At 50.4% G+C, this 12,849-nt stretch carries 16 protein-coding genes and 1 rRNA gene; 11 read left to right on the top strand and 6 right to left on the bottom strand.

What is annotated here, in order from left to right:
- Nucleotides 1-37: 37 nt before the first annotated feature.
- From rplQ to arfA, 4 genes are all read left to right on the top strand, one after another.
- Nucleotides 38-421 carry a 50S ribosomal protein L17 gene (rplQ, locus tag OGX94_RS17455; RefSeq protein WP_001216370.1) on the top strand — a complete coding sequence of 128 codons (384 nt, stop codon included), beginning with the start codon at nt 38-40 and terminating at the stop codon, nt 419-421.
- Nucleotides 422-528: 107 nt separating this feature from the next.
- A complete protein-coding gene (locus tag OGX94_RS17450) occupies nt 529-897 on the top strand; it encodes a DnaJ family domain-containing protein (protein ID WP_149335894.1) in 369 nt (122 codons plus the stop codon).
- 10 nt (nt 898-907) lie between these two features.
- On the top strand, nt 908-1,333 hold the full coding sequence (gene zntR, locus OGX94_RS17445) for a Zn(2+)-responsive transcriptional regulator (protein WP_003031145.1): 426 nt from the start codon (nt 908-910) through the stop codon (nt 1,331-1,333).
- A 57-nt stretch (nt 1,334-1,390) separates the two neighbouring features.
- On the top strand, nt 1,391-1,609 hold the full coding sequence (arfA, locus tag OGX94_RS17440) for an alternative ribosome-rescue factor ArfA (RefSeq protein WP_003828276.1): 219 nt from the start codon (nt 1,391-1,393) through the stop codon (nt 1,607-1,609).
- Here the strand turns inward: arfA and mscL are convergent.
- From mscL to def, 5 genes are all read right to left on the bottom strand, one after another.
- Nucleotides 1,606-2,019, bottom strand: coding sequence for a large-conductance mechanosensitive channel protein MscL (gene mscL, locus OGX94_RS17435; RefSeq protein ID WP_003031152.1), 414 nt, complete (start codon nt 2,017-2,019; stop codon nt 1,606-1,608). The two genes, arfA and mscL, sit on opposite strands and share 4 nt — an antisense overlap.
- Nucleotides 2,020-2,160: 141 nt before the next feature.
- Nucleotides 2,161-3,537 (bottom strand): Trk system potassium transporter TrkA, encoded by a 1,377-nt coding sequence (gene trkA / locus OGX94_RS17430; RefSeq protein ID WP_003031153.1) that lies wholly within the window; start codon nt 3,535-3,537, stop codon nt 2,161-2,163.
- Between the two features lie 21 nt (nt 3,538-3,558).
- Entirely contained in the window at nt 3,559-4,848 is a 1,290-nt protein-coding gene (rsmB, locus tag OGX94_RS17425) for a 16S rRNA (cytosine(967)-C(5))-methyltransferase RsmB (protein WP_257662401.1), read from the bottom strand.
- Between the two features lie 51 nt (nt 4,849-4,899).
- Nucleotides 4,900-5,847 (bottom strand): methionyl-tRNA formyltransferase, encoded by a 948-nt coding sequence (gene fmt, locus OGX94_RS17420; protein WP_008786286.1) that lies wholly within the window; start codon nt 5,845-5,847, stop codon nt 4,900-4,902.
- A gap of 14 nt (nt 5,848-5,861) precedes the next feature.
- On the bottom strand, nt 5,862-6,371 hold the full coding sequence (gene def / locus OGX94_RS17415) for a peptide deformylase (RefSeq protein WP_003828283.1): 510 nt from the start codon (nt 6,369-6,371) through the stop codon (nt 5,862-5,864).
- Nucleotides 6,372-6,500: 129 nt separating this feature from the next.
- On the opposite strand from def, the gene dprA reads away from it, so the two are divergent.
- From dprA to OGX94_RS17385, 6 genes are read left to right on the top strand one after another with little or no spacing between them, the layout of a single operon-like run.
- Nucleotides 6,501-7,625, top strand: a complete 1,125-nt coding sequence (dprA, locus tag OGX94_RS17410) for a DNA-protecting protein DprA (protein WP_257662402.1) — start codon at nt 6,501-6,503, stop codon at nt 7,623-7,625.
- A complete protein-coding gene (smg, locus tag OGX94_RS17405; protein WP_003031162.1) occupies nt 7,597-8,070 on the top strand; it encodes a DUF494 family protein Smg in 474 nt (157 codons plus the stop codon). The genes dprA and smg overlap by 29 nt, the downstream gene beginning before the upstream one ends.
- A 26-nt stretch (nt 8,071-8,096) precedes the next feature.
- A complete protein-coding gene (locus tag OGX94_RS17400; protein WP_257662403.1) occupies nt 8,097-8,639 on the top strand; it encodes a DNA topoisomerase family protein in 543 nt (180 codons plus the stop codon).
- A 4-nt stretch (nt 8,640-8,643) separates the two neighbouring features.
- Nucleotides 8,644-9,216 (top strand): L-threonylcarbamoyladenylate synthase type 1 TsaC, encoded by a 573-nt coding sequence (gene tsaC / locus OGX94_RS17395; protein ID WP_008786283.1) that lies wholly within the window; start codon nt 8,644-8,646, stop codon nt 9,214-9,216.
- A gap of 1 nt (nt 9,217) precedes the next feature.
- A complete protein-coding gene (aroE, locus tag OGX94_RS17390) occupies nt 9,218-10,039 on the top strand; it encodes a shikimate dehydrogenase (protein WP_257662404.1) in 822 nt (273 codons plus the stop codon).
- Nucleotides 10,036-10,293 carry a DUF1488 family protein gene (locus tag OGX94_RS17385; protein WP_148361411.1) on the top strand — a complete coding sequence of 86 codons (258 nt, stop codon included), beginning with the start codon at nt 10,036-10,038 and terminating at the stop codon, nt 10,291-10,293. The genes aroE and OGX94_RS17385 overlap by 4 nt, the downstream gene beginning before the upstream one ends.
- On the opposite strand, the gene OGX94_RS17380 is transcribed toward OGX94_RS17385, so the two are convergent.
- The gene (locus OGX94_RS17380) at nt 10,269-10,823 is read right to left on the bottom strand and encodes a gamma carbonic anhydrase family protein (RefSeq protein WP_257662405.1); all 555 of its coding nucleotides are present in this window, start codon (nt 10,821-10,823) and stop codon (nt 10,269-10,271) included. The genes OGX94_RS17385 and OGX94_RS17380 overlap by 25 nt on opposite strands.
- A gap of 474 nt (nt 10,824-11,297) precedes the next feature.
- Here OGX94_RS17380 and OGX94_RS17375 point away from each other — a divergent pair.
- Nucleotides 11,298-12,839 (top strand): 16S ribosomal RNA (locus OGX94_RS17375).
- Nucleotides 12,840-12,849: the final 10 nt, after the last annotated feature.

Here is a 12,849-nt window from a genome sequence, read left to right as displayed (position 1 = left end):
GATCACAGGTTAAGGTTTTACTGAGAAGGATAAGGTCATGCGCCATCGTAAGAGTGGTCGTCAACTGAACCGCAACAGCAGCCATCGCCAGGCTATGTTCCGCAATATGGCAGGTTCACTGGTTCGTCATGAAATCATCAAGACGACTCTGCCGAAAGCGAAAGAGCTGCGTCGCGTAGTTGAGCCGCTGATTACTCTTGCCAAGACTGATAGCGTAGCTAATCGTCGTCTGGCATTCGCCCGTACTCGTGATAACGAGATCGTGGCAAAACTGTTTAACGAACTGGGCCCGCGTTTTGCGAGCCGCGCCGGTGGTTACACTCGCATTCTGAAGTGTGGTTTCCGTGCAGGCGACAACGCGCCGATGGCATACATCGAGCTGGTTGATCGTTCAGAGAAAACAGAAGCTGCTGCAGAGTAATCTGTAGTAACGTAAAAAAACCCGCCTCGGCGGGTTTTTTTATATCCGTCATATCCCCACTTATCTACAATATCTGTACTCTTTTTGTTCATCCCCTGGAGTGTTGTATGTGGTTACTTGACCAGTGGGCAGAGCGCCATATTATTGATGCACAGTCTAATGGCGAGTTTGATGATTTACCGGGAACGGGCGAACCGCTGACTCTTGACGATGACTCCCATGTCCCGCCTGAACTCCGAGCCGGATACCGTTTATTAAAAAATGCAGGTTGCCTTCCTCCTGAGCTCGAGCAACGCAGAGAGGCAATACAGCTGCTTGAAATACTCGCGGGGATCCGCAAAGATGATCCCAGTTATCCGGAGGTGAGCCGAAGACTGTCGCTACTGGAACTTAAACTTCGGCAGGCTGGACTCAGCACCGAGTTTTTGCGCGGTGACTACGCAGATAAGTTGCTAAAAAAGATCAACGACGAATAGCGGAGAGAGCATGTACCGAATTGGTGAAATAGCGAAACTGGCTGACGTGACGCCGGATACTATCCGCTACTATGAAAAGCAGCAGATGATGGAGCATGAAGTGCGTACTGAAGGCGGATTTCGCCTCTATACAGAAAGCGATCTTCAGCGCTTGAAGTTTATTCGTTATGCCCGGCAGCTTGGTTTCACTTTGGAGTCGATCCGCGAATTGCTTTCGATCCGTGTTGATCCCGAACACCATACCTGTCAGGAATCAAAAGGGATCGTCCAGGAAAGACTGCAAGAAGTCGAAGCCCGTATTGCTGAACTTCAGACGATGCAGCGGTCTCTGCAGCGATTGAATGATGCATGCTGCGGCAAGGCACACAGCAGCGTGTACTGCTCTATTCTTGAAGCTCTTGAGCAAGGCGCCAGTGGAACAACATCAGGCTGTTGATTTCTTGAACTGCCAGGTCTACACTCGCGGCGTAAATTCCTACAAATTGGAGATATTATGAGTCGTTATCAGCACACCAAAGGGCAGATAAAGGACAACGCCATTGAGGCGCTTCTGCATGACCCACTGTTCAGACAGCGCGTTGAGAAAAATAAGAAAGGGAAAGGAAGTTATCTACGTAAAGGAAAACATGGCAATCGGGGTAACTGGGAGGCCAGTGGCAAGAAAGTAATTAACTTTTTTACCACTGGCCTTCTTGTTTCAGTGAGTGCTTAAGAGCGATTATTCTGTTCTTTCAGCAGGTCACGAATTTCACTTAGCAATACTTCTTCTTTCGATGGAGCTGGCGGTGCTGCCGGCTCTTCCGCTTTTTTACGGTTCAGTTTGTTGATCAGTTTGATTGCCATAAAGATAGCAAACGCAACAATAATGAAATCGAATACATTTTGAATAAATACACCGTAATGCATGACCACGGCAGGGATGTCTCCCTGTGCATCACGTAGCGTTAAAGCAAACTGTTTAAAATCAATTCCACCAATTAACAGCCCCAGCGGCGGCATAATGATATCGGCAACCAGTGATGAAACAATCTTACCGAATGCCGCGCCAATAATGACACCCACTGCCAAATCGACAACATTCCCGCGCATCGCGAATTCGCGAAACTCTTTAATAATGCTCATTTTATTCTCCCTATGCAGCTGACGTTTATAAGTTTAACAAATGTTTAGGCAATTTCCATTTATGTATTGCCGAAAGGAAAATTTATTAGACCATGAAAAATAAAGGGAAATAAAAAGGGCGCTGTATTAGCGCCCAAATTATTACAGGAAAAAAGGACTTGGTTGGAATAGTCGCTCGACGTCGGTAATAAACTTTTTATCTGTCAGGAACATAATTACGTGATCGCCCTGCTCAATGCGCAGGTTATCGTTGGCAATCATGACATCGTTACCACGTACAACGGCGCCAATAATGGTTCCGGGCGGAAGTTTAATTTCATCAATTGAACGCCCTACAACTCTCGACGTCGTTTCATCCCCGTGTGCGACGGCTTCAATGGCTTCCGCGACGCCACGGCGAAGTGAAGAAACGCCAACAATATCAGCTTTACGCACGTGGCTCAGCAGCGCGGAGATGGTCGCCTGCTGCGGTGAAATCGCAATATCGATCACGCTGCCTTGCACCAGATCGACGTATGCTCTGCGCTGGATCAACACCATTACTTTCTTGGCGCCCATCCGTTTGGCAAGCATCGCCGACATGATATTTGCTTCGTCATCATTGGTCACTGCGATGAACAGATCGACCTGATCGATATGTTCTTCGGCCAGTAACTCTTGATCCGAAGCATCACCAAAAAAGACGATCGTATTTTGTAGTTTCTCTGCAAGTTCGGATGCGCGCTGTTGATTACGTTCGATCAGTTTAACGCTGTAATCTTTTTCCAGACGACGTGCCAGACCCGCACCGATATTACCGCCGCCTACTAACATAATGCGTTTGTACGGCTTTTCCAGACGCTGCAGTTCACTCATTACGGCGCGTATATGCTGTGATGCCGCAATAAAGAAGACTTCATCACCCGCTTCAACGATCGTAGAACCTTGCGGACGGATCGGTCGGTCATGACGGAAAATCGCCGCAACGCGGGTATCGATGTGCGGCATATGCTCACGCATTGTTGACAGCGCATTACCGATAAGCGGCCCGCCGTAATAGGCTTTTACTACTGCCAGACTGACTTTACCTTCGGCAAAATTCACCACCTGTAATGCGCCCGGATATTCAATCAGGCGATAAATGCTATCAATAACCAGTTGCTCAGGCGCAATCAGGTGATCGATTGGCACCGCATCGGATTGGAACAGCTTGTCGGCATCGCGAACGTAATCTGGTGAACGAATACGGGCGATGCGATTAGGCGTATTAAACAGTGAATAAGCTACCTGGCAGGCAACCATATTTGTTTCATCTGAGCTGGTTACGGCAACCAGCATATCGGCATCGTCGGCACCGGCTTCACGCAATACGCGGGGATGCGAACCATGCCCTTGCACGACACGGAGATCAAACTTGTCCTGCAGGCTGCGCAGGCGTTCACCATTGGTATCGACTACCGTGATATCGTTGTTCTCTCCGACCAGGTTTTCAGCCAGCGTACCGCCAACTTGCCCTGCGCCCAGAATGATAATTTTCATCAGTCGCGACCCGTTATCTCATCACTTTTTGATTAGCTTAGCGTAAAAGAAGCCATCGCCATCTTCCGCACCCGGTAAATTCTGACGTCCGGGTTTTTCCGGCGTACCGGTTTCGCTTAATACCGCATCCGGTGTGCGTGCCAGGAAGGCGGCAATTTGCTGCTGGTTCTCTTCTGGCAGGATAGAACACGTTGCATACACCAGCGTGCCGCCAGATTTAAGATGTGACCAGGTAGCATTCAGGATCTCAGCCTGTAATTGGGCAAGTTCGGCAATATCCCGGTCGCGGCGCAGCCATTTGATATCCGGATGGCGACGGATCACCCCGGTTGCAGAACATGGGGCGTCCAGCAAAATACGGTCAAACTGTTGTTCACCGCACCACTGCTTTGGATAGCGTCCATCCCCCTGTTTTACGGTTGCCTTCATGCCCAGACGTTTCAGATTGTCGTAAACGCGCGATAAGCGTTTTTCATCCACATCGACGGCCATGACGTTAGCTTGCGGAGCAACTTCCAGAATGTGAGTGGTTTTACCGCCCGGCGCACAGCACAGGTCGAGGATCTGCTCACCGTCCTCCGGCAACAGATAATTTACGCATCCTTGAGCGGAAGCATCCTGAACGGTGACCCAACCTTCGTCAAAACCAGGGAGGGCGTGAACTGGAGCCGGTGTTTCCAGACGCACTGCATCCGGGTAGTCTGGATGCGGAAAACCTGTTAATCCCGCTTCGGTAAGCAGGTCTAGCCAGGCGTCGCGAGTATGGTGATTACGATTGACTCGTAGCCACATCGGCGGTCGCTGGTTATTGGCTTCAAGAATGGCTTCCCATTTCTGCGGATACGCACTCTTAATACGTTTCACCAGCCAGGAGGGGTGTAAGAAGCGCAAATCGCTTTGCGCAAACTCGGCTAGCAGTTCATCCTGACGGCGTTGAAACTGGCGCAGTACGCCGTTGATCAGCCCTTTCAGCTGTGGACGCTTAATAACGACCGCGCCTTCTACGGTCTCAGCTAACGCAGCGTGTGCTGGAATACGAGTATGCAACAGTTGGTAGAAGCCCACCATGATCAGGTAGTGAACGGTGCGCTGTTTGCCCGTCATTGGACGTTCCATCAGTTGCTGGATCATCCACTCCAGTTGAGAGAGTGTACGTAATACGCCGAAGCACAGTTCCTGTAACAGCGCTTTGTCTTTATCGGCAACTTTTTGCTGCATGGCGGGCAGCACGTTACTTAGTGATTGTCCTTTCTCGACAACCTGTTCGACGGCCTGGGCCGCCATACTGCGTAAATTAAGATGTTTTTTCATAAGCGCAAAAATAAAAATGCCCGGAGACACCGGGCTTAAAGAGATGAACCGTCAGGCCAGACGGTTTCCGGGCACGAACCACTCCCGGCGTGAATTAAGCAGATCCTGCGCGCTCATGGCTTTTTTACCGGCAGGCTGCAAAGAGATAAGATTCAGAATGCCGTCACCTGTTGCGACCTGGATACCCTGCTTTGTCGCCTCTAGAATGGTGCCTGGCTCGGCCTGGGTGTTTACAGCAATAACCGAAGCTTGCCAGACTTTCACTGGCTGACCATCGATTTCAAGCCAGCTCATTGGCCACGGGTTAAAGGCGCGGATGCAGCGTTCCAATTGAACAGCCGAAAGCGACCAGTCGATACGGGCCTCTTCTTTGCTGAGTTTTTCTGCATGCGTAACCAGTGATTCGTCTTGTACCACCGGTTTTATTGTACCGGCAGCCAGCTGTTTTAGCGTTTCAATCAGCCCCTGAGGCCCCAGGTCTGCCAGCTTGTCATATAACGAACCGCTGGTATCTTCTGCCGTAATTGGGCAGGACAGCTTCAGCAGCATATCACCGGTGTCGAGGCCAACATCCATCTGCATGATGGTAACACCGGTTTCGGCGTCGCCTGCCCACAGTGAGCGCTGGATCGGTGCTGCACCCCGCCAGCGCGGAAGCAGGGAACCGTGAACGTTGATACAACCCAGGCGCGGCATTTCCAGTACGGCTTTTGGCAGAATCAGGCCATATGCTACCACCACCATCACGTCTGCGTGTAAATCAGCAACCAACTGCTGGTTTTCCTGAGGGCGAAGAGAGACGGGTTGAAAGACCGGTATCCCTTTTTCTTCTGCCAGCACTTTTACCGGGCTGGGCATCAGCTTTTTACCGCGTCCCGCCGGGCGGTCCGGTTGGGTAAACACGCCAACGACGTTATGTCCAGAAGACAGCAGCGCGTCGAGATGACGCGCTGCAAAGTCAGGTGTACCCGCAAAAATAATACGTAGTGAGTCTGACACGTTGATCCTTGTCCTTAAGCTCGGGCGTTCAGGCGGTCGAGTTTTTCAACTTTCTGACGAATGCGTTGTTGCTTCAACGGAGACAGATAATCGATAAATAGTTTACCGACCAGGTGATCCATTTCATGTTGAATGCAGATAGCGAGCAGGCCATCGGCTTCCAGTTCAAAAGATTTGCCGTCGCGATCGAGCGCACGAATTTTTACTTTCTCTGCACGCGGTACTAACGCACGCTGTTCAGGAATAGACAGACAGCCTTCTTCAATGCCGGTTTCGCCGTCTTTTTCCAGCAGTTCTGGGTTAATGAGTACCAACTGCTCATCGCGATTTTCAGAGACATCAATAACAATGATGCGCTGATGAATATCGACCTGTGTTGCTGCCAGACCGATACCTTCTTCGGCGTACATCGTTTCGAACATATCATCAACGATACGCTGAATTTCTGCATTCACTTCTTCAACCGGTTTTGCGACTTTGCGAAGGCGCTCGTCCGGAATATGTAACACTTGCAAAACTGACATAGTTATCCAGAGTTGAGTTCAGGAGTTGAAAAGATTATTACCTCTATTCTAGACAAAACCCCCTCTGATTGACAGCATCAGTGACCAATCGCAAAGATTGCCAGGACTGCTTGTGGCAGGGGAACAGGGATGACCCAAATCGAAATTTGGCTACGTTTAGCGCAAGTGAATGAACTGTATGGTGATGAGATAGTGCGCGTTGCTCACTGGCTCAATACTCAACCGTGCATTAACAACGCGGTACTCTTGCAGGCAGGATTCTCTCCACGCCAGGCAAGACGCTTTTTAACCTTTTCAGATCTGACGCTGGAAAAAACGCTGCGCTGGCTTGAACAGCCTAACCACCATTTTGTGGTTGCCGACAGCGAGCATTATCCGCCACAGCTCCGTGCGATTGAGGATTATCCTGGGGTGCTTTTTGTTGCAGGAGCTCCCGCATGCCTCCACTCATTTCAAGTTGCCGTTGTCGGTAGTCGACAACATTCATGGTATGGCGAACGCTGGGGACGGTTGTTTTGTGAAAAGCTTGCTGCATGTGGGGTGACGATCACCAGCGGTCTGGCCCGGGGGATTGATGGCGTGGCGCACAATGCTGCGATAAACCGACAAGGCACAAGTATTGCGGTGCTGGGAAATGGACTTGAGACCATTCATCCACGACAGCATATCCGTCTTGCGGAGCGACTTATTGAGGCTGGGGGCGCACTGGTGTCTGAGTTCCCATTAGATATGCTCCCTTTGCCGCGCAATTTTCCCCGACGAAATCGCATTATCAGTGGTCTAAGTAAAGGTGTACTGGTTGTCGAAGCTGCACAGCGTAGCGGGTCGCTGGTTACTGCTCGCTGTGCAATTGAACAAGGGCGAGAGGTGTTTGCTTTACCTGGGCCGATTGGGAGCCCGGGAAGTGAAGGCCCGCATTGGCTTATTCAGCAGGGAGCCATGCTTGTGACGACACCAGAGGAAATTCTTGAAAATTTGCAATATGGGCTGCAATGGTTGCCAGATGAACCTGAAAAATCAATTTATTCGCCAGATCACGGAGAGGTGGCATTGCCATTTCCGGAGCTCCTGGCTAACGTAGGAGATGAGGTAACACCTGTTGACGTCGTCGCTGAACGTGCCGGCCAACCTGTGCCAGAGGTAGTGGCTCAACTGCTCGAACTGGAGTTAGCAGGGTGGATCGCAGCTGTACCCGGCGGCTATGTCCGATTGAGGAGGGCATGCCATGTTCGACGTACTAATGTATTTGTTTGAGACATATATCCATAACGAAGCTGAGCTGCGTGTGGATCAGGACAAACTGGAACGGGATCTTACCGACGCTGGTTTTGATCGTGAAGACATTTACAACGCGTTACTTTGGCTGGAGAAGCTTGCTGACTATCAGGATGGCCTTGCTGAACCTATGCAGCTGGCATCGGACCCTCTTTCTATACGTATTTATACTGCGGAAGAGTGCGATCGACTGGATGCAAGCTGTAGAGGATTCCTGCTATTCCTGGAGCAGATTCAGGTGCTAAACCTCGAAACGCGAGAAATGGTTATTGAGCGCGTACTCGCGCTGGATACGGCAGAGTTCGATCTGGAAGACCTGAAGTGGGTGATTCTGATGGTGCTATTCAACATTCCAGGTTGTGAAAATGCCTATCAGCAAATGGAAGAATTACTCTTTGAAGTGAATGAAGGTATGCTGCATTAATCAATCTTCATTCAGTATGAGTTGTTATGGCTAAATCAGCACTGTTCACGGTGCGTAAAAACGAGCCCTGCCCACAATGCGGGGCTGAACTGGTTATTCGTTCCGGGAAACACGGTCCATTTCTCGGTTGTTCACACTATCCAGAATGCGATTACATCCGTCCGCTGAAATCTTCCGCGGACGGACATATTGTCAAAGTTCTGGAGGGTAAGTTTTGTCCTGCATGTGGCGCTGAGCTGGTGCTGAGACAGGGACGATTTGGTATGTTTATTGGATGCAGTGACTATCCTGCGTGCGATCACACCGAGCTCATCGACAAGCCTGATGAAACAGCAATAGTCTGTCCTCAATGCCAGACTGGTCATCTTGTCCAGCGGCGTTCCCGTTATGGCAAAATCTTTTACTCCTGCGATCGCTATCCGGAGTGCCAGTTTGTCATTAACTTCAAACCGTTAGCCGGAGAATGTCCTGAGTGTCATTATCCGCTTCTCATCGAAAAGAAAACCGCGCAGGGTGTGAAGCATTTCTGTGCCAGTAAACAATGTGGAAAGCCGATTTCGGCGGAATAAAAAAGTGAATAATAGCCTGCCCACAGACGCTATCGCTGCGGCGATAGCGGTTCTGAAACAAGAAAAAGTCATCGCCTATCCAACTGAAGCTGTATTTGGTGTCGGCTGCGACCCCGATAGCGAAACGGCTGTAACCCGTTTGTTGGCGCTAAAACAACGTCCGGTCGATAAAGGGTTAATTTTAATCGCGTCAAACTTTGAACAACTTAAACCATATATCGACGATAGCATGCTCACCGATGCTCAACGTGACGCTGTTTTCGCCCGTTGGCCTGGTCCTGTTACCTTCGTTTTCCCAGCGCTTGCGACAACGCCACGCTGGTTGACCGGGCGCTTTGATTCTCTGGCTGTTCGCGTCACCGATCACCCGCTGGTGGTTGCGTTGTGCCAGGCTTATGGCAAACCGTTAGTTTCTACCAGTGCTAATTTGAGTGGCTTACCGCCTTGCAGAACGGTAGAGGAAGTTCGCGCACAGTTCGGTACAGACTTTCCCGTGGTTGAAGGGGAGACCGGGGGGCGTTTGAATCCTTCGGAGATCCGTGATGCTCTGACAGGTGAACAGTTTCGACAGGGGTAATATGAAAGAAGCCTATGCTGTTTTTGGTAATCCGATAGCGCACAGTAAATCGCCCTTTATTCATCAGCAATTTGCAGAGCAGCTGAAGATTGATCACTCCTACGGGCGTGTATTGGCACCCATCAATGATTTTGTGAATACCCTGAACGCTTTTTTTGCTGGGGGCGGGAAGGGGGCAAATGTCACCGTGCCTTTCAAAGAAGAGGCATTTGCACGTGCCGATGAACTAACGGAGCGGGCATCGCTTGCTGGAGCGGTCAACACCCTTAAACGGCTGGAGGATGGGCGTTTGCTGGGAGACAACACGGATGGTATCGGCTTGTTGAGCGATCTTGAGCGTTTATCTTTCATTCGTCCCGGATCGCGAGTTCTGCTGATTGGTGCGGGTGGTGCATCCCGTGGAGTTTTATTACCTCTTCTTTCTATGGATTGCGCGGTGACTATTGTTAACCGTACCGCTTCGCGCGCTGAAGAACTGGCACTAATCTTCTCCCATACCGGCAGCGTACAGGCGGTAGGAATGGATGAGCTTGATAATTACAGTTTTGATTTGATTATTAACGCGACATCCAGCGGAATTAGCGGTGAGATACCGGCTATTCCGACATCTCTTATTCACTCATCTGTCTATTGTTATGACATGTTTTATCAGAAAGGAGATACACCGTTCCTCTCCTGGTGTGCCGAACATGGGGCGAAACAATATGCTGATGGCCTGGGTATGCTGGTGGGGCAAGCAGCGCACGCCGTTTTACTCTGGCATGGGGTTTTGCCGCAGATTGAACCCGTCATTAAAAGCATGCAGCAGGAATTGTCGGCATGAATCAGGCGATCCAGTTTCCCGATCGAGAAGAATGGCGCACGGATGTCAGCGCCGTGGTTTTTCCGGCGATGGTTCATGGTATGCAGTTAACATGTGCCATATCTGGAGAGATGCTGGCGTCCCGCTTTGGCGGCGACACGCCTGAACAGTGGTTGGAAATCTTTCAACAGCATCGCTGGGATCTGGAAGAAGAAGCTGAAGGATTGATCCAGGACCAGCAGGAAGATGCTCAAGGTTGGGTGTGGTTACTCTGACTTAAATATTCATCTTTCCACTTAACATAGTTGTTAGCTGAATATTGTAAGCCTGCTTTCTCTTCATCGCTTAATGGACGGATTTGTTTAACCGGGCTTCCCAGGTACAGATACCCGCTTTCCAGGCGTTTGTTTTGGGGAACCAGGCTCCCAGCCCCAATCATAACGTCGTCTTCTACTACCACGCCATCCAGCAGAATCGAACCCATGCCGACTAATACGCGGTTGCCAATGATACAGCCGTGTAGCATGACTTTATGACCGACTGTTACATCCTCACCCACGATCAATGGATTACCCTGCGGATTAGACGTGGATTTATGTGTGACATGGAGAACGCTGCCGTCCTGAATGTTTGTACGGGCACCAATTTGTACATAGTTAACGTCGCCACGAATGGCAACCAGTGGCCAAATTCCGACATCATCAGCCAAACGAGCATCACCAATGACGACACTGCTGGTGTCGATCATTACGCGATTTCCGATCTGTGGGAAAAGATCCTTATAAGGACGCAGTATATCAGACATGTTTACCTCAACGAAAATAGAGCAGTAATGAAGACTTTGGTTGGATTATTGAGACTGTGCAAGTGGTTTAGCTATCAAAAATCAGCCAAATTGCGCAGGAATGTAGCGAAAGGAGTGAAAAACAAGCATTCAGAAAAAAAGATCCAAAAAATACTTGTGCTAAAAAATGGGATCCCTATAATGCGCCTCCATCGACACGGCGGATGTGAATCACTTCACGCAAACAGCCGGTTCGGTTGAAGAGAAAAACCTGAAAATGAGGGTTGACTCTGAAAGAGAAAAGCGTAATATACGCCACCTCGCGACAGAGCGCTAAAGCGCGTCGCAACTGCTCTTTAACAATTTATCAGACAATCTGTGTGGGCACTCGAAGATACGGATTCTTAACGTCGCAAGACGAAAAATGAATACCAAGTCTCAACGAGTGAACACGTAATTCATTACGAAGTTTAATTCATTGAGCATCAAACTTTTAAATTGAAGAGTTTGATCATGGCTCAGATTGAACGCTGGCGGCAGGCCTAACACATGCAAGTCGAACGGTAGCACAGAGGAGCTTGCTCCTTGGGTGACGAGTGGCGGACGGGTGAGTAATGTCTGGGAAACTGCCCGATGGAGGGGGATAACTACTGGAAACGGTAGCTAATACCGCATAACGTCGCAAGACCAAAGAGGGGGACCTTCGGGCCTCTTGCCATCGGATGTGCCCAGATGGGATTAGCTAGTAGGTGGGGTAACGGCTCACCTAGGCGACGATCCCTAGCTGGTCTGAGAGGATGACCAGCCACACTGGAACTGAGACACGGTCCAGACTCCTACGGGAGGCAGCAGTGGGGAATATTGCACAATGGGCGCAAGCCTGATGCAGCCATGCCGCGTGTATGAAGAAGGCCTTCGGGTTGTAAAGTACTTTCAGCGAGGAGGAAGGTGTTGTGGTTAATAACCGCAGCAATTGACGTTACTCGCAGAAGAAGCACCGGCTAACTCCGTGCCAGCAGCCGCGGTAATACGGAGGGTGCAAGCGTTAATCGGAATTACTGGGCGTAAAGCGCACGCAGGCGGTCTGTCAAGTCGGATGTGAAATCCCCGGGCTCAACCTGGGAACTGCATCCGAAACTGGCAGGCTAGAGTCTTGTAGAGGGGGGTAGAATTCCAGGTGTAGCGGTGAAATGCGTAGAGATCTGGAGGAATACCGGTGGCGAAGGCGGCCCCCTGGACAAAGACTGACGCTCAGGTGCGAAAGCGTGGGGAGCAAACAGGATTAGATACCCTGGTAGTCCACGCCGTAAACGATGTCGACTTGGAGGTTGTGCCCTTGAGGCGTGGCTTCCGGAGCTAACGCGTTAAGTCGACCGCCTGGGGAGTACGGCCGCAAGGTTAAAACTCAAATGAATTGACGGGGGCCCGCACAAGCGGTGGAGCATGTGGTTTAATTCGATGCAACGCGAAGAACCTTACCTACTCTTGACATCCAGAGAACTTAGCAGAGATGCTTTGGTGCCTTCGGGAACTCTGAGACAGGTGCTGCATGGCTGTCGTCAGCTCGTGTTGTGAAATGTTGGGTTAAGTCCCGCAACGAGCGCAACCCTTATCCTTTGTTGCCAGCGGTTAGGCCGGGAACTCAAAGGAGACTGCCAGTGATAAACTGGAGGAAGGTGGGGATGACGTCAAGTCATCATGGCCCTTACGAGTAGGGCTACACACGTGCTACAATGGCATATACAAAGAGAAGCGACCTCGCGAGAGCAAGCGGACCTCATAAAGTATGTCGTAGTCCGGATTGGAGTCTGCAACTCGACTCCATGAAGTCGGAATCGCTAGTAATCGTGGATCAGAATGCCACGGTGAATACGTTCCCGGGCCTTGTACACACCGCCCGTCACACCATGGGAGTGGGTTGCAAAAGAAGTAGGTAGCTTAACCTTCGGGAGGGCGCTTACCACTTTGTGATTCATGACTGGGGTGAAGTCGTAACAAGGTAACCGTAGGGGAACCTGCGGTTGGATCACCTCCTTACCTTAAAGAA

Origin of the sequence: Citrobacter sp. Cpo037, from assembly GCF_030332945.1 — a bacterium.
Classification (GTDB): Bacteria; Pseudomonadota; Gammaproteobacteria; order Enterobacterales; family Enterobacteriaceae; genus Citrobacter; species Citrobacter portucalensis.
Note: the sequence above shows the minus strand (reverse complement) of the source record. Positions and strands in the feature narration are given on the sequence as shown.